The sequence below is a fragment of the Kordia periserrulae genome (assembly GCF_003054265.1).
GTDB lineage: Bacteria > Bacteroidota > Bacteroidia > Flavobacteriales > Flavobacteriaceae > Kordia > Kordia periserrulae.
In genome coordinates this window covers 1-19,479 of sequence record NZ_QBKT01000014.1, presented here as the reverse complement: position 1 = coordinate 19,479, position 19,479 = coordinate 1, and the positions used below count along the sequence as shown (strand labels likewise).

General features: G+C 36.2%; 22 protein-coding genes. 8 read left to right on the top strand and 14 right to left on the bottom strand.

Annotated elements, in window-relative coordinates:
- The first annotated feature begins 113 nt into the window (after window positions 1-113).
- Window positions 114-689 carry an RNA polymerase sigma factor gene (locus C8N46_RS19570; RefSeq protein ID WP_245896969.1) on the top strand — a complete coding sequence of 192 codons (576 nt, stop codon included), beginning with the start codon at window positions 114-116 and terminating at the stop codon, window positions 687-689.
- On the top strand, window positions 686-1,462 hold the full coding sequence (locus tag C8N46_RS19565; RefSeq protein WP_108116810.1) for an anti-sigma factor: 777 nt from the start codon (window positions 686-688) through the stop codon (window positions 1,460-1,462). The genes C8N46_RS19570 and C8N46_RS19565 overlap by 4 nt, the downstream gene beginning before the upstream one ends.
- 540 nt (window positions 1,463-2,002) lie before the next feature.
- On the opposite strand, the gene C8N46_RS19560 is transcribed toward C8N46_RS19565, so the two are convergent.
- Genes C8N46_RS19560 through C8N46_RS19535 form a run of 6 tightly spaced genes read right to left on the bottom strand, consistent with a single transcriptional unit; the run spans window position 2,003 to window position 6,839 of the window.
- On the bottom strand, window positions 2,003-3,217 hold the full coding sequence (locus tag C8N46_RS19560) for a DUF1015 domain-containing protein (RefSeq protein ID WP_108116809.1): 1,215 nt from the start codon (window positions 3,215-3,217) through the stop codon (window positions 2,003-2,005).
- 1 nt (window position 3,218) lies between these two features.
- Window positions 3,219-3,833 carry a M23 family metallopeptidase gene (locus C8N46_RS19555; protein ID WP_108116808.1) on the bottom strand — a complete coding sequence of 205 codons (615 nt, stop codon included), beginning with the start codon at window positions 3,831-3,833 and terminating at the stop codon, window positions 3,219-3,221.
- Window positions 3,830-4,270, bottom strand: a complete 441-nt coding sequence (locus C8N46_RS19550) for a YcxB family protein (protein WP_108116807.1) — start codon at window positions 4,268-4,270, stop codon at window positions 3,830-3,832. Before C8N46_RS19550 ends, C8N46_RS19555 begins: the two co-directional genes overlap by 4 nt.
- A complete protein-coding gene (locus C8N46_RS19545; protein ID WP_108116806.1) occupies window positions 4,270-5,157 on the bottom strand; it encodes a 3-hydroxybutyryl-CoA dehydrogenase in 888 nt (295 codons plus the stop codon). The genes C8N46_RS19550 and C8N46_RS19545 overlap by 1 nt, the downstream gene beginning before the upstream one ends.
- A gap of 14 nt (window positions 5,158-5,171) precedes the next feature.
- Entirely contained in the window at window positions 5,172-5,867 is a 696-nt protein-coding gene (locus tag C8N46_RS19540; protein WP_108116805.1) for a hypothetical protein, read from the bottom strand.
- A gap of 6 nt (window positions 5,868-5,873) precedes the next feature.
- Window positions 5,874-6,839: a Gfo/Idh/MocA family protein gene (locus C8N46_RS19535; protein WP_108116804.1), complete on the bottom strand. Its 966-nt coding sequence runs from the start codon at window positions 6,837-6,839 to the stop codon at window positions 5,874-5,876.
- Window positions 6,840-7,043: 204 nt separating this feature from the next.
- Here C8N46_RS19535 and C8N46_RS19530 point away from each other — a divergent pair, with 204 nt between their 5' ends.
- Window positions 7,044-7,685, top strand: coding sequence for a protein-L-isoaspartate(D-aspartate) O-methyltransferase (locus C8N46_RS19530; protein ID WP_108116803.1), 642 nt, complete (start codon window positions 7,044-7,046; stop codon window positions 7,683-7,685).
- A 144-nt stretch (window positions 7,686-7,829) separates the two neighbouring features.
- On the top strand, window positions 7,830-11,351 hold the full coding sequence (locus C8N46_RS19525) for an amino acid adenylation domain-containing protein (RefSeq protein WP_108116802.1): 3,522 nt from the start codon (window positions 7,830-7,832) through the stop codon (window positions 11,349-11,351).
- A 90-nt stretch (window positions 11,352-11,441) separates the two neighbouring features.
- Here C8N46_RS19525 and smpB read toward each other — a convergent pair whose 3' ends face one another.
- Complete coding sequence (gene smpB / locus C8N46_RS19520) at window positions 11,442-11,897, bottom strand: SsrA-binding protein SmpB (RefSeq protein ID WP_108116801.1); 456 nt, start codon at window positions 11,895-11,897, stop codon at window positions 11,442-11,444.
- Between the two features lie 159 nt (window positions 11,898-12,056).
- Between smpB and C8N46_RS19515 the strand changes: the two genes are divergently transcribed.
- Window positions 12,057-12,710 carry an OmpW/AlkL family protein gene (locus tag C8N46_RS19515; protein ID WP_108116800.1) on the top strand — a complete coding sequence of 218 codons (654 nt, stop codon included), beginning with the start codon at window positions 12,057-12,059 and terminating at the stop codon, window positions 12,708-12,710.
- 106 nt (window positions 12,711-12,816) lie between these two features.
- On the opposite strand, the gene C8N46_RS19510 is transcribed toward C8N46_RS19515, so the two are convergent.
- The 5 genes from C8N46_RS19510 to C8N46_RS19490 all read right to left on the bottom strand — a co-directional run bounded on the left by C8N46_RS19510 (window position 12,817) and on the right by C8N46_RS19490 (window position 16,290).
- Entirely contained in the window at window positions 12,817-13,344 is a 528-nt protein-coding gene (locus tag C8N46_RS19510) for a SixA phosphatase family protein (protein WP_108116799.1), read from the bottom strand.
- Window positions 13,345-13,361: 17 nt separating this feature from the next.
- Window positions 13,362-14,060 carry a purine-nucleoside phosphorylase gene (deoD, locus tag C8N46_RS19505; RefSeq protein ID WP_108116798.1) on the bottom strand — a complete coding sequence of 233 codons (699 nt, stop codon included), beginning with the start codon at window positions 14,058-14,060 and terminating at the stop codon, window positions 13,362-13,364.
- 3 nt (window positions 14,061-14,063) lie between these two features.
- Window positions 14,064-14,729, bottom strand: coding sequence for a deoxyribose-phosphate aldolase (gene deoC, locus C8N46_RS19500; RefSeq protein ID WP_108116797.1), 666 nt, complete (start codon window positions 14,727-14,729; stop codon window positions 14,064-14,066).
- Window positions 14,730-15,152: 423 nt separating this feature from the next.
- Window positions 15,153-15,641 (bottom strand): acyl-CoA thioesterase, encoded by a 489-nt coding sequence (locus C8N46_RS19495; protein ID WP_108116796.1) that lies wholly within the window; start codon window positions 15,639-15,641, stop codon window positions 15,153-15,155.
- A gap of 52 nt (window positions 15,642-15,693) precedes the next feature.
- On the bottom strand, window positions 15,694-16,290 hold the full coding sequence (locus C8N46_RS19490) for a TetR/AcrR family transcriptional regulator (RefSeq protein WP_108116795.1): 597 nt from the start codon (window positions 16,288-16,290) through the stop codon (window positions 15,694-15,696).
- 141 nt (window positions 16,291-16,431) lie between these two features.
- On the opposite strand from C8N46_RS19490, the gene C8N46_RS20230 reads away from it, so the two are divergent.
- From C8N46_RS20230 to C8N46_RS19475, 3 genes are read left to right on the top strand one after another with little or no spacing between them, the layout of a single operon-like run.
- Complete coding sequence (locus C8N46_RS20230; protein ID WP_146169906.1) at window positions 16,432-16,629, top strand: hypothetical protein; 198 nt, start codon at window positions 16,432-16,434, stop codon at window positions 16,627-16,629.
- A 12-nt stretch (window positions 16,630-16,641) separates the two neighbouring features.
- Entirely contained in the window at window positions 16,642-16,890 is a 249-nt protein-coding gene (locus C8N46_RS19480; protein WP_108116793.1) for a hypothetical protein, read from the top strand.
- Between the two features lie 28 nt (window positions 16,891-16,918).
- Window positions 16,919-17,176 (top strand): hypothetical protein, encoded by a 258-nt coding sequence (locus C8N46_RS19475; protein WP_146169905.1) that lies wholly within the window; start codon window positions 16,919-16,921, stop codon window positions 17,174-17,176.
- 567 nt (window positions 17,177-17,743) lie between these two features.
- Here C8N46_RS19475 and C8N46_RS19470 read toward each other — a convergent pair.
- Window positions 17,744-18,838, bottom strand: a complete 1,095-nt coding sequence (locus C8N46_RS19470) for an adenylate/guanylate cyclase domain-containing protein (RefSeq protein WP_108116791.1) — start codon at window positions 18,836-18,838, stop codon at window positions 17,744-17,746.
- Window positions 18,839-18,986: 148 nt separating this feature from the next.
- Window positions 18,987-19,178: a hypothetical protein gene (locus C8N46_RS19465; RefSeq protein ID WP_108116790.1), complete on the bottom strand. Its 192-nt coding sequence runs from the start codon at window positions 19,176-19,178 to the stop codon at window positions 18,987-18,989.
- Between the last annotated feature and the right edge of the window lie 301 nt (window positions 19,179-19,479).

The window sequence follows — 19,479 nt, the reverse complement described above, 5'->3', positions numbered from 1 at the left end:
AATTTTTTTTAGTTTTTAAATTTTAATTCTTTTTCTAATTTTCTAAGCGCTTTCATTTATATATACACAAGTTTTTATCTTTTGGATGAGCTTGGTCAAAAATTTTTTTAAATTTGAGAAGATTTATTTCAAAAGTGAAAGACGACTCCATTCTCATTGAACGATTTCAAAATCGTGACGAAACCGCACTATCCAAGTTATACGACATGTATTCTGGTGCAATTTATGGTGTTATCATTCGCATGAGCAGAAATGAAGAAGCTGCACAAGAAATTTTACAAGAAACGTTTATAAAAGCATGGAATAAATCACATTTATACGATGCAACTAAGGGAAAATTCTACACTTGGCTATATCGTATTGCTCGAAATACAACACTAAATTTTCTAAGAAAAAAGGACAATCTCATCCAAATGGAAGATTTAAGTGTATATAAAGATGAAGGCGAAGAAGCACATGATGATCTGCACACAGAATTAAAAGGAGCTTTGGCAAAACTCGATGCTCATCATCAAAAAGCCCTAAAATTAATATACTTTAACGGACTTACACACAGAGAGGCGCATGAAGAAATGGGCGTTCCCTTAGGAACTTTTAAATCGTATGTGCGACAAGCCATTAAAAAGTTACGCGAAGTATATGACCAAGAGTCACTGATGTTAATTTGTATTTTAGAATTGTTGGCATGAAAGATAGAAACACTATCATAGAAAGCGGAATGTTGGAGATGTACTTATTAGGTTTGTTGCCTGACGAGAAAGTCGCTATGCTTGAAAAAATGTTAGCAGACGATGCTGAACTCGCTCAAAAGTATGCTGAAATTGAACAGGATTTTGAAAATGTTTCTCTCGAAAATGCCATTCAGCCACCAGATTTCATTAAAGAAGATTTATTTGAATCGATTCGACAAGAATATACCGATGTAAAACAACTTCCGAAAGAAGCCAAACCACAAACCTTTTTATGGATTGCCGCTAGTTTGGCAGCGTTGTTTATGATAAGCTCCCTTTGGATGTTTACCCAATGGAATTCCACAAAAGAAGATTTGCAAGTCACACAAAAAGAACTCAACGATATCAAATCGCAAATTCAAAACTTACAAACTGATTTGGAAAGTTCGCAGTTATTGGCTTCCATCGTAAAAGACCCGAACACTTTGCAATACGCTATGAAAGGCAATGCTAAAATTCCTGGCGGATTTGCCACAGCATACATCAATCATGAAGCGAAATCTGCGATTGTCAACGTTCAGAAACTTCCTGAATTGCCAGCCGACAAAACCTATCAAATGTGGGCAGATGTAGAAGGCGAAATGATTAATATGGGCGTGATTGATAAAAACAAAGACGTCGTAGTAATGAATTATATTGATGAAGCAACGTCACTGAACATTACGATTGAACCCAAAGGCGGAAGCGACCACGCCACTGTAGAGCAGTTAGTGACGAATGTGTATTTGTAGGTTTTTTGGGTGTTAGGTTTTGGGTGTTGGGTTTTGGGTGTTTGGTCTTTCAATTTGAACTTGGCTTAACTTCTTACAAGTAACGTTGTATATTTTACATTTAGAATTTCAAAGTACTTCTCGATACAAAATTTCTGCGAAATTTCACTCGAAGTGACGCCTCTTTTGATGTGAAAATTTGATAATTTGAAAATGTGCTATTGCTTTAACTTAAGTCTAATTATCAACTCGAACTTGAAATATCATATGTCCGTTCGAGTGGCGAACGCAAGTTTGTTGTATCGAGAACAGCTTAGATTTCCTAAATTTTATTGTTTTAAGAGTTTGCAACAATTCAACATCCAATATCAAGAGAATAAAAAAAACAGCAACTAGCAATCGACAACCAACAACTTAGTTAAAAGTGATGAGTTAAGAGTGAAAAATTCACGAATAACGAATAACGAAATTTAAAATATAAAACTCAAAATGTAAAATGAAAAAGTATTTTCACTGACAACTGACAACTGACAACTGACAACTGAGAACCAACAACCAAAATCAAAACTCATAAATCGTAACGCCACTTCGCAATTTTGGTTCTATGTAGGTGCTTTTTGGTGGCATGGTGAGTCCTTCGTCTGCAATGCGTTTCATTTCGTCCACATTTACAGGAACGAGTCCGAAACCAACAGCAAATTCGCCTGAGTCAATGCGGTTTTTCATTTCGATGACATTGTGTTTGTCATATCCGTAATCAATTCGACTGTCGTTTCGCAAATCGGTAATGCCCAAAATAGGTTTTAAAATGGTGATGTAGAGAATATGTGTATCCAATTCGCTGAGCGAATCTGTAAAATTGTAATGTGTTTTTCGCAAGTATAACGAGTAAAATTCGCCATCCAAATACATGCTAAAGTGATGTTTTTTAGACGGTTTGTACAATTCCAATCCTCTATTTTCAATACGAAATAGCTGATCGAGTTCTAATAAAAATTGCTCTTTCGACAAGCCATTCAAATCCTTAATCAAACGGTTAAATTCATAAATGCGCAACTCCGATTCCGGAATGAGATAACTCATAAACGAACGGTAGCTTTCCTTTTGTGCATCTTCACTCAACAAAAAAGAAGACGCCGAACGATGATGTCCGTCCGCAATATATACATCGCCAATGCGCGCAAATTCATCTTGAATGACTTTGATGTCATTGGCATCTTCCACCAACCACAAATAATGCGTGTCGCGATAGGTCGTCGTAAATTCAAATTCGGCACGCGTTTCTGTATATTTTGCTAAAATTGAACTGATACTATCAGAATCAGGATAGGTGAGGAGTACAGGTTCTGCATTAAAGCCAACCGTTTTTAGGTATTCTTTAAACACTTGCTCGCGGTATTCAATCGTATCTTCGTGTTTTTTGATGACATTATTTTTGTAATCTTCCGTACTGGCTGCAGCGACAATTCCTGTGAATACTTGCTGTTCGCGATTCACAACGCGATAAATATAAAAACACGGCGATTCATCTTGTACAAAAATGTCATCTTCTTTAAACTCCAAATAACGATTGCGCACCAAACCATAACGCTCTTTTCCAGAAATTTCTTTGTGATATTTATATCCTGGATTTACGATGTGCAGAAACGAAAACGGATTGTAATCCAATCGTGCTTCACGTTCGTCTTGCGTGTAACTTTGATACGAGCGAGAAGCGACTAAGCTAACCTTGTCGCGCGTTGGTCGTACTGCTTTGAATGGATTGATGTTTGCCACGTTAGTTGCTGTTTGATTTGATAAATGTTGTCGGATTTAGAAATCCGCTCGTATTTGTGCTATATCCGCCACCAATTTCCATGAAAATATCATCGCGAATTTCTAGATGCAAATGTGCATAATAAGCGCCATCTGCATTGCCAATAGTGCCAATTTGCATTCCTTTGGGAACAAAAGTACCTTTTTTTACGAAAATAGTGTCACAATGCGCATACAACGATTCATAATAATTTCCGTTGTATTGATGCACAATGCGAATAACATTTCCCCAGCCACTACCTGCGTTTTCAGCAAATTTTACATAACCATTTCCAATTGCGTACACAGCATCGCCCAAATCAGAGTTTCCGCCGCCTGTACCGTTCCAATCTTCACCTAGATGATTATTTTCGGTGAATTTTTGAGCATTGTAATAGCCTTTAGCATTGGGTTTTCCAACAGGAAAGTCAAAACTATTTGCACGGAAAGCTGGATTCTGCTCGAATAACGAATCAAAAACAGCAAATGAATTTTTAGAAACAGTTGCCGTTTTGTCTAGATGTTTTGGTTCACTTTTTGAATTCGTTTTTTGACAGCCAAGCAGGCACAAACACAGTATGATTACGAGTTGTTTCAAGCGTTGATATAGGTTTCAAACTTTTTTAAATCGTCGTCCGAATAAAAAATATCTCTTGCAATATAAATGTATTTGGTTTTTGACACATAAATCAGCCAATAATCGTCTTTGGTAATGACATTTTTTAACAGCCCTATTTTCCACGAAACTTGTTCGCCATTTTTAGTGAACTGCAAAGTTTCTTCATCAAAATGTAGCTGAGTTTCCGAAAAATACGGTTCCATGTTTTTTACATAGGTCAAAATCAAGTAACTGAATCCTACAATAATTAGAACAATCAAACTATACAAAGCAATTAGTTGCCCAACTTGCCAGCCGAATAACAACGTCCATACAACTAAAAATGGTAAGAGTTGCAACAGACTTCTTCCAAAAACAAAAAAGAAAACATCACGGTATTTTTCTCGCGTTAAGCTATACGTTTTAGTAGCTATCATTAGCCAAACATTTTTGCAACTTTCTCTGCTTTTCTACTTTCTGAGTAATCGTAAAAACCTTCTCCAGATTTTACACCCAATTTTCCAGCCATCACCATATTGACTAACAATGGACACGGTGCGTATTTCGGATTTTTAAATCCTTCATACATTACATTCAAAATAGACAAACACACGTCTAATCCGATAAAATCTGCCAATTGCAATGGTCCCATAGGATGTGCCATTCCCAACTTCATTACCGTATCAATTTCCTGTACGCCAGCCACGCCATTGTACAAGGTTTCAATAGATTCGTTAATCATGGGCATTAAAATTCGATTGGCTACAAATCCTGGATAGTCATTAACTTCTGTGGGAACTTTGTTGAGTTTTTTCGACAATTCCATGATGGTATTGGTAACCTCATCCGATGTGTTGTATCCACGAATAATTTCCACCAATTTCATAATCGGCACTGGATTCATAAAGTGCATTCCAATCACCATGTCAGGACGCGAAGTTACGGCTGCAATTTGTGTGATAGAAATAGAAGAAGTATTGGTTGCCAAGATGGTATCATCGGGACATAATTCGTCTAAATCTTTAAAAATTTGCAGTTTTAAATCCACATTTTCCGTAGCCGCTTCCACGACCAAGCCAGCATATTCCACACCTTCTTTTAAGTTGGTAAATGTGGTAATATTATTCAGTGTATTCTGTTTGTCTTCTTCTGAGATTTTTTCTTTCGCCACCATACGATCCAAGTTTTTCGTAATGGTTGCGATTCCTTTATCTAAAGAAGCTTGCGAAATATCAATCAATTGTACTTTAAAGCCAAATTGAGCAAACGTATGTGCAATTCCGTTGCCCATAGTTCCTGCTCCGATAACAGCTACATTTTTCATAGTGTTTTGCGTATTTATTTTGTCTGTAATTTTAGTTTTTTTCCATGCCAAGGACAAAAGCGCCAGTTTCCATTGAGCAACTCATTGTCTTGAGGGCACATTTTTTCTTCAACCATACTGCCGAGCGGCAATTTATAATTGAACTTGTTGTTTTTATTGAAAAGAATTGTAAACTCACCATATTGATTCATCGGTGCTATCAACTTTCCATCTTTTCCAGTTTTTTTAAATACATGAAATTTCATCTGCCTTCCGAGTTCTCCTAAAGTTTCTGTCATAGAAGGCTTCAGCGAAGAAAGTATTTCATGATATTCAGCAGAAATTTCAGAACTTTTCAACTCTTCATAAATGTTTCCTTTACTGTCTTTCAATTGAAGATTGATATATTTTGGTTTAAAATCACCGTATTGTGTCATTTCAGCATGCATAGAGCCTACTAAAATATATTCGTCCAATGTATTTGTAAAAGGTTCAATATCTTCTGCCGGAATTACGTTGCTTCCATTCAAAACTACTTCCCAATATTCAGTAGGAATCCACCAAACCATTTTAAAGTTGTCTTGTTCTTTTTTAAGAATTTGAATGTCCTTTATTAAATTGGAAACATTAATTTGTTCTGTACTTTTAATCTTGATTTTTTCTTCTTGCGCGAACGAAAACGATATCGAACAACAGCAAAGTACTAATAAAGCGTATTTTAATAAATGCATGAAAAATTATTTTTCGAAAGTTTCTATAATTTGAATCGCGATGCGTAATGCTTCTGTAGCTTCCTCTAGCGAAACAATTGGTGTAGTGTCGTTATTGATGGCGTCTGCAAAGGTTTCCAATTCGTCCAAAATGGCGTTGTTTTGCGAAATATCAGGGTTTTCAAAGTAGATTTGCTTTTTCACGCCTTCTGCATTTTGAAGAATCATGGCGTATTCATCCGCTTTTTTAGGCGCGTCTTTCATTTTTACGACTTCTACTTTCTTCTCTAAAAAATCCACAGAAATATACGCATCACGCTGAAAGAAACGACTTTTACGCATGTTTTTCATGGAAATTCGACTGGACGTCAGATTGGCAACGCAACCATTTTCAAACTCCAATCGCGCATTGGCAATGTCTGGCGAATTGCTAATAACAGAAACACCACTGGCGTTAATTTGCTTTATAGGCGAATTCACCACACTTAAAATCGCATCAATATCATGAATCATTAAATCGAGCACCACAGGGACATCGGTTCCGCGCGGATTAAATTCTGCCAAACGATGAGTTTCAATGAACATTGGCGTATTAATTTGATCTTTCACCGCCATAAACGCAGGATTGAAACGTTCTACATGTCCTACTTGTCCTTTAACCTTATGTTTTTTTGCCAACGCAATTAATTCTTCCGCTTCAGCAACCGTATTGGTAATCGGTTTTTCAATAAACACATGCTTTCCTTTCAAAATGGCTTTTTTAGCACATTCGTGATGTGAAAGGGTTGGAGTCACAATATCAATAACATCTACCGCATCAATCAACGCATCAATAGAATCGTAATACGTGTAGCCAAACTCTTTTACGATTTTCTTTGCGTATTCAGGATTGGCATCATAAAAACCGACAAGTTCGTATTGGGAAGATTGTTGTAATAAACGAAGGTGAATTTTTCCTAAGTGTCCAGCACCTAAAACTCCAGCTTTTAGCATAAAAAAAGTGTTTTCCACAAAAATAATTTATTTTTCCAAAACCGTTGCCTTATCATCAACAATTATATAATTATATGCTAATTTTTAAGGGTATTTTTGATAAGTTGTGAATTTACTACAGAAACACATTCGTTGTCAATCAGTTGTATTTTTACTAATTTTTTTAGTTTGATAGCCAAAAAATACTGTTACTTTTGTGAGCAAATGAAAGATTCGTTCAAACATAAAGGCATGCGAAATCAGTTGGCGCAAATTGTTGCCGACAAAGGAATTACCGACGAAAAAGTGCTGGATGGTATTCGAAATATTCCGCGCCATTTGTTTATGGATTCGAGCTTTGAAGCGCATGCATATCAAGACAAAGCCTTTCCAATTGCTGCCGATCAAACAATTTCGCAACCGTACACGGTAGCATTTCAAACACAATTGCTCGAAATTAAAAGTGGTGACACCATTTTAGAAATTGGTACAGGAAGCGGCTACCAAACCGCGATGTTGCTCGAATTAGGCGCAAAAGTTTACAGCATTGAACGACAAAAAGAATTGTTTAAACGCACGAGCTTGTTTCTGCCAAAATTAGGCTACAGACCCAAAAAACTCATCTTTGGCGATGGTTACAAAGGCTTACCCGAACAAGCACCTTTTGACGGAATTGTAGTAACAGCAGGTGCGCCGTTTGTACCAAAACCGTTATTGGGGCAATTAAAAATAGGCGGAAAATTGGTCATTCCAGTGGGCGAAAAAGCACAAATCATGACCTTATTCATTAGAACTTCCGAAAAAGAATTTACTAAAAAAGAATTTGGAGAATTTCGCTTTGTGCCGATGTTGGAAGATAAAAATTAACAATATGCGTATATTTATACAATAACAAAAACTGTAACTGTCATTTTTAAATTAAACATGATGCATCATATATGATTGTATCGGACTTCCCCATAATCCATCTGACTTTAAAAACAAATTAGTAACTAATAAAGAAAGATGATTATGAATACTTTATCAGAAGAAAAAGACAAACTTCCTAGGACAGTTTGCAGTTGGATTCAGCAACAAATGTGCTGTAAACCCAAAGAACTCGCCATTATTGATGGACTCAACGAAATAAATTACGAAACACTTCAACAAAAAGTAAATGCTGTTGCGGGCGAATTGCACTATCGTGGAATTGCAAAAGGCTCGTTAGTAGCTGTTTGCATGAGTCGTTCATGGGAATTGGTAGCTACATTGTTGGGAGTTATGCAAGCAGGTTGCGCCTATGTTCCGTTAGATCCTAACTATCCGAAAGAACGAATCGATTATATGTTATCACATTCCAAAGCCATTGCTGCTTTTGTAGATGATGAAAAAACAGCCAACCTATGTAAAAAGGTAAACGAAGTCATTTGGATAAACAGCGTTGGAGCGCATACGGAAGAAACTATTAAAGCAACTGAAAATGACTTAGCATATATCATTTATACTTCTGGCTCAACAGGAAAACCAAAAGGTGTTGCAGTTGAACAGCATAATGTTGTTGCTATGGTAGCAGCTTCGCGTACCGTATTTAGCGATGAAGAATTGTATGGAATGTTTGCTGGCGCATCTGTATGTTTTGATACATCTGTACTAGAAATCATGGGAACATTGGCGTTAGGAGGAATGCTAATTCTGGCAAAAAATGCACTAGAAGTGACACAAATTCCTGCGTCAGACAAATTAAGAACCATTGTCATGGTGCCGTCATCAGTGCAAGCGTTATTGGCTACGGAAGATTTGCCAAAAAACGTTCAAACCTTAGTTTTTGGAGGAGAAGCATTAAAGCGTTCACTCGTGGCACAAGCGTACGAACAACCATCAATTACAAGAGTATTGAATGCGTACGGACCTACCGAAGATACGGTATATTCAACCATAGCAGAAGTTTCTAAAGGAACTGAAGTTGTGACTATAGGGAAATCGCATCCAAATTCGCGCTCGTATATTTTAGATGAAAATTTAAAGCCTGTTGCCATAGGAGAAGCAGGAGAATTGTATTTAGCGGGACCGAAATTAGCACGAGGTTATTTATACGACGATGAACAAACCAAAGCGCGATTTATAGAAATAACACCTACTGATGAAATTACAGACAGTCGTTTATACAAAACTGGCGATGTGTGCCGCAGATTGGACAATGGTGAAATAGAATTTTTAGGAAGAGCCGATCAGCAGGTAAAAATTAGAGGATACAGAATTGAACTCGAAGAAATTGAATCGACACTCGAAACCATGACAGGAATTGATGCTGTAGCAGCAGCGGCAATTGAAGGTGGAATAGGTCAAAAAATATTGGCGGCGTATGTGGTGACAAAAGATGCTTCAATCACAGATGAAGCTATCAAATCCTATGCTTCGGAACGATTGCCAAAATACATGATTCCACAAATGATTACGTTTTTGGATGAATTACCATTATTACCGAATGATAAATTAGACAGAAAAAAGCTTTCCGAATTGGCAAAAAATAACACTTCTTACACAGATGATTCTTTTGAAATAAATAGTACTCAAACTACAGTAGAAGCGTTGCAAAAAGCTATCATCAAAGAAGTTGCTACAATTTTAAACATAAAAAACACAGCTTCTATTTTACCAAACCAATCGTTTGAAGCCTTGGGATTGGACTCGCTAACGTCATTAGAATTCAGCAGTCGACTATCAAGAGTCATCAACAGAAAAATACCAAAACGCATGGTTTTTGACCATCCAACTCCAGAAGCATTGGCAAAGCATTTAGTGTTTGCATCTAGCGATGTAGAAACGATGTCTTGTAAAAGTATGGTCAATACAACTTCGGATTCTTTAGCAACATTTCAAACACACATTCAATCGAGTCATCCAACATTTCAAGCGGCAAAAGCAACTGCTTGGAGTGTTACGGATAAGAGCAAATTGGTGCAAGAAGTGATGCAAATGGTAAACAATAACAGAAGAAATCCGTATAGTAAAGTTTTAAAAACAGGAAGTGCTACCAAAGGAATAGTCGGTGATGCATATAATGACGAAACACAAGAAGCGATTATTTGGACAACCAACTTATATTTAGGCTTAAATCGTGATAAAAAAGTTATACAAGAAGCGTTGATTGCACTCGAAAATCACGGAACAGGCATGGGAACTTCTGCCGCCGCTTCTGGTATGACCGACCAACATTTGGAATTTGAAAAAGAATTTGCCGATTTGGTCGGAAAGTCAAGCGCTTGTCTTTTTCCAACAGGATATACGGCAAATGTTGGTGCTGTGGCGGGACTTTTAGGTAAAAATGATGTTGTCGTCATTGACCAATTATGTCATGCTTCTATCGTTGACGGCGCGCGTTTGTGTGGTGCGACTGTACGAACTTTTAAACACAACGATGTAAACGATTTGGAAGAAGTATTACAATCGGAAACTTCTCCGTACAATACAATATTAGTAGTGTTAGAAGGTGTGTACAGTATGGGAGAAGGTGCTGCGCCTGTTGCAAACATTGTCCGAATGGCAAAAAAATACAATGCGCTTGTGTTGGTTGACGAAGCACATTCGTTTGGTTTTTATGGTAAAAATGGTGCGGGAATTTGCGCTGAACAAGGCGTGACTGAAGAAGTAGACTTTATTATGACTACTTTAAGTAAAGCGATGGGAAGTCTTGGAGGCGTTGTGGCAGCTAGCAAAGAACATGTCGATTTGTTAAAATCATCTTCAAGAGCTTATATTTTTCAGGCATCTGTGAGTCCAGCCGATATGGCAGCAGCGTTGACAGCGTTGAGGCGACTTCGCTCAGATGCCGCTTTGCAAGAACGTTTATGGAGTACAACACGTTACATGCGAAATCAATTTGAAGCTGCGGGTTACGACTTAGGAACAGGCGATGGACCTATTGTAACGCCACATTTTAGTGACAAAGATAAATTGTATGCAATCGTACAAAGTTTATACAAAAAAGGCGTGCAAACCTCTGCGGTTACGTATCCGATTGTAGAGCCAGGAAAAGGACGTTTGCGCTTTATTTGCTCTGCAGCACACACAAAAGAAGATGTGGATAAAACACTTGCGGCACTCATTGAAGCAGAAAAAGAAGTAGATGCACAACTTGCCATCATTCGCAATGCAACAAAGAATACGAATATTTCACTTGCAGCATTACATGATTGGAGTGTTTCGTTTATTGAATTTCTTAAAAAACAGGTACATCCTCAAACACCAGATTTGTCGATTGTGCTAGGGATTCACGAAACATCGGAATCCGTTGCTATTTTGGTAAAAAGTGGAAATATCACGTTACAAAATGTACAAGCTGAAAACATACCGTATTGTTCGTTATTTTTCAAAGAATCTTCTGGAATTGCAGCTTTGAAGGAGGCAAACCTACAAGGATTGTTGCAAAGTGTATGCAACAATGATTGCATTTTACATGGACAAACAGAACCGTTTGTTTGGTTTTTTGCACAAATTGCGGCATATCAAAAAGTGTTACAAACGCAATATGCTTCAACGGTAAGCATGTCTTAAATCTTCAATTAAAAAATCCCTTTCGTAAGTGTATTTGCGAGAGGGATTTCAATTTTTTATAGTGGATATTGAAAGAAATATAAATAACAATCAATAACTCTTCTTAATGCGATCTAAATTACGTTTGTTATCGCGGTCTTTAATCGTTTCACGCTTGTCGTGAAGTTTTTTACCTTTTGCCAACGCAATGGTAAGTTTTGCCAATCCACGCTCGTTTAAAAATAAGCGCAATGGAACAATTGTTAAGCCTGAATTTTTAACTTCTTTGTTGAGACTTCGTAATTCTTTCTTGTTCAACAATAACTTACGCGTGCTTCTGGGTTTGTGATTGTAATGTGTACCAAAAGCATATTCCTCAATGTACATATTCACTACAAACAATTCGCCACGTTCATTAAACTCACAAAAACTTTCGGCAATAGAGGCTTTGCTCATACGAATGGATTTAATTTCCGTTCCTGTGAGTACGATTCCAGCGGTATAGGTATCCAAAATATCGTATTGGAAACGCGCTTTTCTGTTTTGTATGTTGATATTTTTTTGCATGAATTGCCAAAGTTACTAACATTTCTTGGAATGACAAGTATATCGATATTGAAGCTTTTAAAATAGCGAAAACTATCTTTCAAAAAACTATGACTTTTGTCATTTTTCTGGGAAAAAGTCGCGCATACATTTGTGTCATAATTATTAAATAATAGACGTATGAAAAAAGCAATATTTAGTGTTTTTTTAATGTTAGGAATGTTTCAACTAACAGCACAAGAAGATGTTCAACAAAAAGATCAAAATACTTTTAAAAAGTGGCAAGTTCGCGCGCGATTTATCTCAATAATTCCGAATGAAAGTGCTTCTATTGAAGCTATTGGCGGCGATGTTTCCATTTCCACAGCGTATGTACCTGAACTGGATTTTACTTATTTTTTTACTGAAAACTGGGCTGCAGAATTGATTTTGGGAACCGCAAATCATGAGGTAGAAGCTGTAAATACAGCCGCAGGAAATATTGATTTAGGTGATGTTTGGTTATTGCCACCAACGCTAACATTTCAATATCATTACCCAATAGGAGATTTTAAACCGTATGTAGGTGCGGGAATTAATTATACCATTTTTTATGGAGCGGATGAAGGTCCTGTTGCAGATGATGTGGATTATGACAACAGTTTCGGATTTGCTTTCCAGGCTGGATTTGATTACGCATTGAGCGAAAAATGGTTTTTAAACCTTGATGTCAAAAAGATATTGATTCAAACAGATGCTACTGTCAATGCTAACAGCGCACTAGGAGCAACAGTAGGAGCAGATGTAGATATCAATCCGCTAGTGATAGGATTTGGTGTAGGATTGAAGTTTTAATTGGTAACCTACAAAATTTGTGTATTAAAAAAGCTGTTTTTGAAGTTCAGTTTGACGAAATAAGAACTTCAAAAACAGCTTTCTTTTGTTTATCATCTTGACTTATTTAGTTTACCGTCAATAATTGTGCAGTTTTAGAATTGCCAGAAATGGTTACAATGTATAAATTACCATTATTATCATCGGCAATTGATTCGTAATCTTCTCGTTGAAGCAACCGATTTACAAAATGAGGTGTGGTATTGCTATGTCCAACAATCAACACGGTTTTTCCTTGGGTTTCTTTTAAAAAACGGTCTAATTGTATGTTTCTTGGATCGTAGATTTTTATAGGCAATTTTTTGGCGTCTGCGGTTGGTTGCGCCGTTTGTTTTGTTCTATTATAATCTGTGGAATAAATAGCGTCAAAAGGGACTTTTTCAAATACAGACGCCCAATACGCCGCTCGGTTGTTTCCTTGTTTGGTTAAATCAGGATTTCTATTTTCTTTGTCAGAACGATCTTTTTCTGCGTGACGAATTAAGTAATACACAGAAGTTTCCGATTCTGTAGATTTTTTAGCGTCTTTTTTTTCTTGTGCAAAACAATTGATAACTAAGAAAAGGCTCAAAACGAGCAATACATTTTTTTTCATAAAAGGTGTCTTTGTTGTTAACTGATAGCGAGTGCAATTTCAATCATTTCATTGAAAGTCTGCGCGCGCTCTTCGGAAGTAGTGCTTTCATGCGTCACCAAACTGTCCGATATAGTGAGTAAAGATAATGCTTTTACTTGAAAACGCGCTGCGATGGTGTATAAGGCAGAAGTTTCCATTTCGACGCATAAAACACCGTGTTTTGCCCATTTTTTATAATAATCGGCATCTTCTTGGTAAAAAATATCACTGGTTAAGATGTTTCCCGCTTTTACTGAAATGTTTTTTTCTTTGGCGGCTTGCAATGCTTGTACAAAAAGCTCCGCATTGGCAGTCGGTGCGAAGTTTTCTCCCGCAAAGGGCAAATCGTTCATACTATTGTTAGACGACGCCGACATGGCAACGACAATATCTCTAATTTTTACGTCTTTTTGGTATGAACCAGCACTTCCCACACGAATCAGTTTTTGTACGCCATATTCGTTAATGAGCTCGTGTGAATAGATTGAAATTGAGGGTGCGCCCATTCCTGTTCCTTGTACTGAAACAGGTTTTCCTTTGTACGTTCCTGTAAAGCCAAACATGCCACGAACATCGTTGTATCGTACAGGGTTTTCTAAAAATGTTTCTGCAATCCATTTGGCACGCATTGGGTCGCCAGGCAATAAAACCGTCGGTGCAATGTCTCCTTTTTTTGCGTTGATATGTACGCTCATATTTTAATAATTATTTTGTGCGGAAGTTCCTAAAACTATAGCAATTCCGTTAGATGTTCCAATACGTGAAACTCCTGCATTGATATATTTTATAGCCGTTTCCGCATCACGAATTCCGCCAGAAGCTTTTAGTTGTGCTTTTCCGTTTACGGCATTTTTTATGAGTTCAATCGCTTCTAAAGTAGCACCGCCAGTTCCAAATCCTGTAGAGGTTTTTACAAAATCAGCTCCAGCTTCCACGGCAATTTCAGAAGCTTTTACTATTTCTTCATCCGAAAGGTAACAGGTTTCAATAATGACTTTTAAGATAGCAGTGTTTGCCAAGGTTTTTAAACACATAATTTCGTGCTTTACTTCAGCAAACTTTCCAGATTTTAATAACCCAATATTGATGACCATATCAAACTCGTCTGCGCCGTCTTCTTTCGCTTGCAGCAATTCGCCAATTTTCCCTTTTAGATTTGTCGCGCCAAGCGGAAAACCAATCACGCTACACACTTTTACGTCGGTGTCTTTTGGAAGGAATTCCTTCGCCGTTTTTACATACGAACTGTTGACACAAACCGAGAAAAAATGGTGCTCTACAGCTTCTTTACAGAGTTGTTCAATATCCGCAATAGTTGCTGTGGGTTTTAGCAATGTGTGATCGATATAGCGACGAAGATTCATGAACTATTTTGTTTGGTGTAAAGATAGTTAAAAACAAATTTGGAAAAACTGATAAAAAACAGCTCTTTCGATATAAATTTAGTTTTGACTTTAAAAAAATGAGTAAATAACATAAATTTAGCTTCTTACTTTCGTTTTCTTTGCTCGCCCAAAGAAAAGAAACAAAAGAAAAGGCGCTTTTAGTTCGTGAGTTTTATATTCTTCAATATGGTACTCATGAATCTTTGATTTCCAGAGGTGTTTTTAGTTTTTCTTTTTTGAAGAAAAACTAAAACCGTAGTAATTTTTCGAAATTCTGGTTTGTCAAGCTCTATTTTTAAGTTTTGAAATTTATATAGTAATCATTTATAAATATTCGATAAACTTCTACGAACAATTACTACTACACTGCGGAAAAGAACGAAATCTAACTTTTTTTATTTATCACGAAACCATTGCCAAGCGTAAACTTTTGATGCGTTTGTCAAAGGTTGACTCTTCTACGGGAAGTTGTACGTTTTCGAATAATTGTAAGAAGTAATCATTGTGTTCGTGTGCTTTTCCTTTGAGCACGTTAAAATGGACAAATGAACTCCACATGACCGCTTTGAGTTCGGTTTTATCTTCGTTATACATGCGAATTTCCACCAAGAGTTGCTTTTTTCCGTATTGAATCAATTGTGATTGAATAGTCACGGTTTCCATCACTAAAGCTGGACGTATATACGCGATTTGATGCGAGCCTACAACCCACGTAGTTCCTGTATTTTTGGCGTTTTCGAAAATATTTAGATTGTAATGTGCAATCAATTGATCTTCACGCGCGTTGATGAGATAATCCAAGTATTTGCTGTTGTTGAGATGATTCAACGGATCACAGTCTTGAAATCGGATGGTTGCGGTACTTTCTAGAATTTTTGGTAAATCTTTCATAGTGTGAGTTTTTAATATACCAATCGGTATATTTTGATGTAAAAAAATAGTGTTATGCTTTTAATTGCTGTTGTATCATTTGGTCAATTTGGTTCATGGTGTCTTGAATGTAAAAATCGTCATCCATCGTATATGCCATAAAAATAGCACCTTGTATCATGGTGTCAATTCGTTTTGCTACGTGCATGGCGTTGATTTTATCTGAAATTTCACCACAAGCAATACCGTCTTCAATAATAGTTGCCAATTGGTCTTGAATGCGTTGAATGATGGTACGGACTTTTTGTAATAATAATGCATTTTGATTGTTCGCGTCAACGCCCACATTTAAAATAGGACAACCACCCATTTTATTTGTATACAGATAGTAATTGCGATAGAAATCGGTAATTAAATAGAGTTTTTCAATTGGAGAATCACTTTTGTCCATGTGTTTTACCAATTCCTTCATGAGTAGTCTTACCATGTACTTAAATGACGCAATGGCAAGTTCTTCTTTGTTCTTAAAGTTTCCGTAAATCGCGCCTTTTGTTAAGCCTGTTGCATTGGTAATATCAGAAATACTCGTAGCGGCGTATCCGTTTTTATTAAAAATAGGCGCAACGGTTTCTATAATAAATGCAGCTGTTTTTTCGGCTTTGGTAATCATGCAGTAAAGATAGTTAAAAAAATATACCAATCGGTATAAAATGAGTTTTTATTGTAAAAACGTAGTGGAAGTATTGTTTCTATGTAGTTGTAAATGTTTGATTATTAGTAAATTTATGTAACTTAATTTAAAAATCACATCATGAAAAAAAGACATTTCACTATAAAGTTAGCTTTAAAAAAGAACGTCATCGCTTCTTTAGATGCTAACATAATTATTGGAGGAGCTGTGAACGCGAATCCTTCCGACGAACCTTTAACACATAATAGCTTGTGCCCAATTGAAACCTGTTCGTGTACCGATCCTAAGTTTGATAATTGCAAGCCAATTGAGATGTAAATAACTGTCGACATGAAAAAAAAGAATGTAAAACTAAGTTTACGAAAGAGCAAAGTAGCTTCTTTTGAAGCCAAGAGAATTAAGGGCGGAACAGCGGTTGATAGTGAGCCAATTACTGTGGAACCAGATGTATGTCAACAATCCGACATCTGTTCAGATGCTGTTACGTGTCCTTTTGTGTGTATCACTATCCGTGAAGAGGCTTGTTATACCGATAAAATTTTAAGTTGTGAACCATACGTCTGTGGAGATATTGGCTAATATGAATTTAATTTTAAAAATACCTACCATGAAGAAAAAAGAATTGAACTTAAAACTATTGTTAAAAAAACAGAATGTAGCTTCTTTTGAAGCGCAAACAGTAAAAGGAGGAAACACAGCCGATTGTCCACCGCCAACGTTGTCGTGTAATTGCAACCCAACAAATGATTGTGGTACCAATACTGGTCGCGTTGATTGTTATACATTGAATGTAGAAACTTGTTTTTCAGCTCCTGAATTAAGTTGTACACCAGAAGGATGTGGAAATTCTTTGTATAACTGCTAATTTGAATTATATCCTACTATATATAATTATCAATTTTGAGTTAGTTAAGGAAGATAGAAGTGTAGTTGTATGTATGCTTCTATCTTTTTTTTATTGAAAGATTAAATGATTGAAAGATTGAAGTAATTTTTTTGAACATATAGAATTTCAGAGCACATCTCGATACAATTTTCCTCGTTTCACTCAGAAAAACACTCGATGTGACGTTTAGAATTTGTAGAACTTAATAAAAGTAAACTCCTAAACTTTTCAACTTATAAACTGAATCAATTGAAAGATTAAATGATTGAAAGATTGAAGTAATTTTTTTGAACCTAGTAGAACTTCATAGCACATCTCGATACAATTTTCTAGCGAAAATTACTCGATGTGACGTTGACGTTAACTGATAAACACCTAAACTTTTCAACTTATAAACTGAATCAATTGAAAGATTAAATGATTGAAAGATTGAAGTAATTTTTGAACCTAGTAGAACTTCATAGCACATCTCGATACAATTTTCTATCGAAAACCACTCGATGTGACGTTGACGTTAACTGATAAACTCATAAACTTATAAACTTTTCAACTCCTAAACTGAATTGTAAACAATTCTTTCAAAGTTTGTTTTCCACGTAATTCTTGGTTTCCTTTAGAGATGGCTTTAAATTTTGATTCGAGTACGAGCGCTTCTTTCAAATCTTCTGAGATAAGGATGTCAACGCCCAAAGTATTGCAAAGTGCTTGAATGCGTGCGGTAGCATTCAACACATCGCCTGTGAAAATGATGTCTTTTTTTACCGCACCAATCTCGCCTGTGGTCACGGTTCCTAAGTGCAATCCGGCTTTGAATTCGGGAACTACACCAAATCGTTTGTTAAATTCGTCTTGCTTTTTTTGTACATCCGCTTTCATTTTAAAGAAACAAGCAATGCAATTGTTGTTTTGAATTCCGTTTTTATATGTCCACGAAATCACCATCTCATCACCGACATATTGATAGATTTCTCCAGAATGCGCAACAACTGCGTCCGACAGCGTGTAGTAGTATTCTTTTAACAATTCAAAATACCGAACATGTCCTAATTGTTCAGCAATTGTGGTGGACGATTTCATGTCTAAAAACATAAAAATTCGGTTTTCCTCTTTGGGTCTGTGGTATTTTCCTCTGATGAAATTTGCCAACACGCCGTGACCAATATTTTCACTGATTTCCGCATAGAATAGGGAAGCAGTTAATGAAATAAACATCTGAAAACCAGTACTTATAAATGTGATGCTCTTTAAATATTCATAAAATTTATTCCAAATAGCCGAGTCGAAAATGCTTATTTTCAACTCCATACTCGCCGCGATTGGATACATGATGACGATAATCAGAAATAAAAAAAGAGAGTAGATGACTAGTTTTCCTAAGATGGTTTTTAAGAAACTACTTTTCGCGAAAAGCCGATTGAGAAACAAAACTTCAATAGTTCCAATAAGCAAACCTACCAAAGTTACCGCAAACATGGCAAATACAAAAACTTGCAGATTGACTTCAATAACACTTTTCGGACGATAGGCATAATCTTTCGTTGCGGCAATTTCAATCAATAAGAAAATGATTCCAAAAAGCAACCATATTACACCAAATGGCAGAATTTGCGCGAGGTATCTTTTGAATTTTGGCGTGAACATGAATATTGATAATAATTGTCTGTGTGCTAAAAGTACTTAAAAGATTAAAAAATTGAACGATTCAATCATTAAAAGATTAAAATTTTAGTTAGCTTATGCATTCTCAAATACACATAAAAAAAAGCGAAACCAAGTTCGCTTTATATCGTTATGCCGGACAATTTTCTGGATCAGCAGTATGCGGAAACTCGCACATTACTTTACAATAATACGGTCGTACAGAAGTCACTCCTGGACCTGTAGAACAAGGATACGTAGCTCCACCAACCACTTTTTCATATTGAAGGTTGGAAATAGATTTTTTGTTTAACTGTAACGAGATAAGATTTCTTTTTTTCATAGCTATAAAAATTTAAGATGTTAAATCTTTAAAATACAACATAAGAATCTCAATCACTTACGGGAATTCCGTAATTAATGTAATTTGGGTATAAGAAATATTGTAATTAACTTATTTACAAATACTTATAATAAATTTCAACTCGAGTATTATCGTAGATAACGAGCGAAGCTACCGAGATTCGATTGAAAAGCATCGTTTTCTAGTGTTCTCGACTGCGCTCCTTTAGACTTGTATATTTATATTTAAGTTTAAAAAAGAGCCGAACTTAAGTACACTATTTGCGCTCAGAATTAAAAAT

What these genes read in the sequence shown, in the direction of transcription:
- C8N46_RS19480 (WP_108116793.1), top strand. Translation starts at nt 16,642, where the DNA reads ATGAAAAAAAAGAATGTAAAACTAAGTTTACGAAAGAGCAAAGTAGCT.
- C8N46_RS19540 (WP_108116805.1), bottom strand. Translation starts at nt 5,867, where the DNA reads ATGCATTTATTAAAATACGCTTTATTAGTACTTTGCTGTTGTTCGATA.
- C8N46_RS19490 (WP_108116795.1), bottom strand. Translation starts at nt 16,290, where the DNA reads ATGATTACCAAAGCCGAAAAAACAGCTGCATTTATTATAGAAACCGTT.
- C8N46_RS19465 (WP_108116790.1), bottom strand. Translation starts at nt 19,178, where the DNA reads ATGAAAAAAAGAAATCTTATCTCGTTACAGTTAAACAAAAAATCTATT.
- C8N46_RS20230 (WP_146169906.1), top strand. Translation starts at nt 16,432, where the DNA reads ATGAAAAAAAGACATTTCACTATAAAGTTAGCTTTAAAAAAGAACGTC.
- C8N46_RS19515 (WP_108116800.1), top strand. Translation starts at nt 12,057, where the DNA reads ATGAAAAAAGCAATATTTAGTGTTTTTTTAATGTTAGGAATGTTTCAA.
- smpB (WP_108116801.1), bottom strand. Translation starts at nt 11,897, where the DNA reads ATGCAAAAAAATATCAACATACAAAACAGAAAAGCGCGTTTCCAATAC.
- C8N46_RS19550 (WP_108116807.1), bottom strand. Translation starts at nt 4,270, where the DNA reads ATGATAGCTACTAAAACGTATAGCTTAACGCGAGAAAAATACCGTGAT.
- C8N46_RS19545 (WP_108116806.1), bottom strand. Translation starts at nt 5,157, where the DNA reads ATGAAAAATGTAGCTGTTATCGGAGCAGGAACTATGGGCAACGGAATT.
- C8N46_RS19475 (WP_146169905.1), top strand. Translation starts at nt 16,919, where the DNA reads ATGAAGAAAAAAGAATTGAACTTAAAACTATTGTTAAAAAAACAGAAT.
- deoC (WP_108116797.1), bottom strand. Translation starts at nt 14,729, where the DNA reads ATGAATCTTCGTCGCTATATCGATCACACATTGCTAAAACCCACAGCA.
- C8N46_RS19470 (WP_108116791.1), bottom strand. Translation starts at nt 18,838, where the DNA reads ATGTTCACGCCAAAATTCAAAAGATACCTCGCGCAAATTCTGCCATTT.
- C8N46_RS19535 (WP_108116804.1), bottom strand. Translation starts at nt 6,839, where the DNA reads ATGCTAAAAGCTGGAGTTTTAGGTGCTGGACACTTAGGAAAAATTCAC.
- C8N46_RS19530 (WP_108116803.1), top strand. Translation starts at nt 7,044, where the DNA reads ATGAAAGATTCGTTCAAACATAAAGGCATGCGAAATCAGTTGGCGCAA.
- C8N46_RS19510 (WP_108116799.1), bottom strand. Translation starts at nt 13,344, where the DNA reads ATGAAAAAAAATGTATTGCTCGTTTTGAGCCTTTTCTTAGTTATCAAT.
- C8N46_RS19495 (WP_108116796.1), bottom strand. Translation starts at nt 15,641, where the DNA reads ATGAAAGATTTACCAAAAATTCTAGAAAGTACCGCAACCATCCGATTT.
- C8N46_RS19565 (WP_108116810.1), top strand. Translation starts at nt 686, where the DNA reads ATGAAAGATAGAAACACTATCATAGAAAGCGGAATGTTGGAGATGTAC.
- deoD (WP_108116798.1), bottom strand. Translation starts at nt 14,060, where the DNA reads ATGAGCGTACATATCAACGCAAAAAAAGGAGACATTGCACCGACGGTT.
- C8N46_RS19525 (WP_108116802.1), top strand. Translation starts at nt 7,830, where the DNA reads ATGAATACTTTATCAGAAGAAAAAGACAAACTTCCTAGGACAGTTTGC.